Annotated in this window: 3 protein-coding genes; all 3 read right to left on the bottom strand. The window is 73.2% G+C overall.

Features of this window, described 5'->3' with window-relative positions; translation table 11 throughout:
- Window positions 1-88 precede the first annotated feature (88 nt).
- Window positions 89-823, bottom strand: a complete 735-nt coding sequence (lipB, locus tag ACRDTB_RS37970) for a lipoyl(octanoyl) transferase LipB (protein ID WP_431437115.1) — start codon at window positions 821-823, stop codon at window positions 89-91.
- Between the two features lie 39 nt (window positions 824-862).
- Complete coding sequence (locus ACRDTB_RS37965) at window positions 863-1,750, bottom strand: TIGR01777 family oxidoreductase (protein ID WP_431437114.1); 888 nt, start codon at window positions 1,748-1,750, stop codon at window positions 863-865.
- Window positions 1,751-1,788: 38 nt separating this feature from the next.
- A partial coding sequence (gene sucB, locus ACRDTB_RS37960) for a 2-oxoglutarate dehydrogenase, E2 component, dihydrolipoamide succinyltransferase (RefSeq protein ID WP_431437113.1) occupies window positions 1,789-2,580 on the bottom strand: 792 nt, incomplete at its 5' end.

Raw genomic sequence — 2,580 nt, 5'->3', positions numbered from 1 at the left:
CGGCGACGCTGCGGCCCCGGGCCGGCGTCCCCCCCGGGCCGGCCCCGCCCGCTGCTAGCGTCCCGCGCCGAACCTCGTGCCGGGAGGCTCAGCGGTGCTGGGCGAGCTCGAAGTCCACTCCCGGAGAGGCCGGCGTCCAGCGCGGCAGCCACCGGTCCACGACCGGCAGCGAGCCCTCCAGCGCCGCCAGCACGTGCCGCTCCGCCAGCGGCAGCACCTCCGCCACCGTGACCTGCCGGCCCAGCTCCAGCGACAGCGACGTCACGCCGGCGTCGTGGATCCCGCACGGGATGATCCGCTCGAACCCGCTCAGGTCGGCGTCGCAGTTGATCTCGAAGCCGTGCATCGTGACGCCCCGCTGCACGCGGATGCCGATGGCGGCGATCTTGCGCTCCGGGCGGTGGTCGGCGGGCAGCCACACGCCGCTGCGGCCCTCGATCCGGCCGGTCGCCAGGCCGAGCTCGTCGCAGACCGCGATCAGGGCCTCCTCGATCCGACGCACGTACTGGACCACGTCGACCGGATCGGCGAGCCGCACGATCGGGTAGCCGACGAGCTGCCCTGGGCCGTGCCAGGTGATCTTGCCGCCGCGGTCCACGTCGATCACCGGCGTGCCGTCGTCGGGCCGCTCGTGCGGTTCGGTGCGCTTGCCCGCCGTGTACACCGACGGGTGCTCCAGCAACAGCAACGTGTCCGGACCGGCCTCGTCCGCCCGCGCGGCGACCAGCGACCGCTGCAGGTCCCATGCCTCGAGGTAGTCGATCGAGCCGAACTCGCGGACGTGCACGGGTGCGCTCGACGCGCGGCAGGAGACATGAGCCACGAAAGCGACCCTACGCCGTCCCGACCCGCCCGGCCTCGATCACCGGTCGAGTGCCGCTTCGAGGGCGTCAGCCAGGACCGGGTAGCGGAACGTGAACCCGTGCGCGGCCAGCACCCCGGGCACGGTCCGCTGGCTGAACAGGATCTCCTCGGCGCCCTCGCCCACGACCACCCTCAGTGCGATCCCCGGCACGAACCACGGGGCCGGCCGGCCCATCGCCCGGCCGAGAGCGCGGGTGAACTCCCGGTTGGTCACCGGGTTGGGAGAGCACGAGTTCACCGCGCCGGAGATCTCGTCGTGCTCGAGCACGAACCGGATCGCGGCCACGTGGTCGGCCACGTGCAGCCACGGCATGTACTGCAGCCCGTCGCCGAGCCGGCCGCCGAGCAGGAGCGTGAACAGCGGCCGCAGCGTCCCCAGCAGCCCGCCGCACCGGGACAGCACGTGCCCGGTCCGCATCCGCACCACCCGGGCACCCGCGTCCGAGGCGCGCTGGGTCGCGGTCTCCCAGTCGCGGCACAGCGCGGCGAGGAAGCCCCGCCCGCTCGGCGTGCTCTCGTCGCTCTCCCGGTCACCGGTGTCGCCGTAGTACCTCACGGCCGACGCGTTGACGAGCACCGGCACGCCCCGCTCGGCGACCGCCGCGGCCAGCACCTCGGTCGGCTCGACGCGGCTGTTGAGCAGCATCTGCTTGCGCGCGTGGCTCCACCGCCGGCTCCCGATGCCCGCCCCGCACAGGTTGACCACCGCGTTCGCGCCGTCCAGCGCACCATCGTCGATCCGGCCGGCCGGCGGGTCCCACGTGCGCTCGTCGACCGCGCGCGGCCGGCACCGCACCAGCCGGACGACATCGTGTCCGGCCCCGCGCAGGTCGCGCACCAGCGCGGTGCCGATCAGCCCGGAGGAACCGGCGACCACGATCCGCATCGGCTAGCGCCTTCCGCCGAGGGTCTGTGCGGTGGGCACTAGAGGCCCAGGTCGCCCTCGAAGTTCCCTTCCCGCAGGCGGTTCTTGATCGTCGTCAGGAACCGGCCCGCGTCCGCGCCGTCGACGAGGCGGTGGTCGTAGGTCAGCGCGAGGTAGGCCATCGAGCGGATGGCGATCGTGTCGTTGCCGTCGGTGTCGGTGACCACCACCGGCCGCTTCACGACCAGGCCGACGCCCAGGATGCCGACCTGCGGCTGCGGGATGATCGGTGTGTCGAACAGCGCGCCCTGGCTGCCCAGGTTCGTCAGCGTGAACGTGGCGCCGAACAGCTCGTCCGGGGTGACCTTGTTGGCCCGGGTGCGCTCCGCCAGGTCGGCGATCTTGTGCGCCAGGCCCGCGACGCTCAGGTCACCGGCGTTGTGGATGGCCGGCGACAGCAGCCCGCGCTCGGTGTCCACCGCGATGCCCAGGTGCTCGGCACCGTGGTAGGTCACCTCCTTGGTCTCGTCGTTGATCGACGCGTTGAGCTTCGGGTGCGCCTTGAGCGCCTCGACCGTGGCCTTCGCGAAGAACGGCAGGAACGTGAGGTTCACGCCCTCGCGCTGCTGGAACGCCGACTTCGCCCGGGACCGCAGCTTCGCGATCCTGGTGACGTCGACCTCGACGACCTGTGTGAGCTGTGCGGAGGTCTGCAGCGACTCGACCATCCGGCGCGACACGGTCTGGCGCAGCCGGCTCATCTTCTCGGTCTTGCCCCGCAGGTCCGCCGCCGGGGCCGGCACGCTCGGGGCCGCGGCGGGTGCGGCCGCCGCCGCGGGAGCCGCCGGAGC

The organism is Actinophytocola sp., assembly GCF_050699935.1.
GTDB lineage: Bacteria > Actinomycetota > Actinomycetes > Mycobacteriales > Pseudonocardiaceae > Actinophytocola.
The sequence above is the reverse complement of the archived record's forward strand: the minus strand, read 5'-3'. Positions and strand labels throughout refer to the sequence as shown.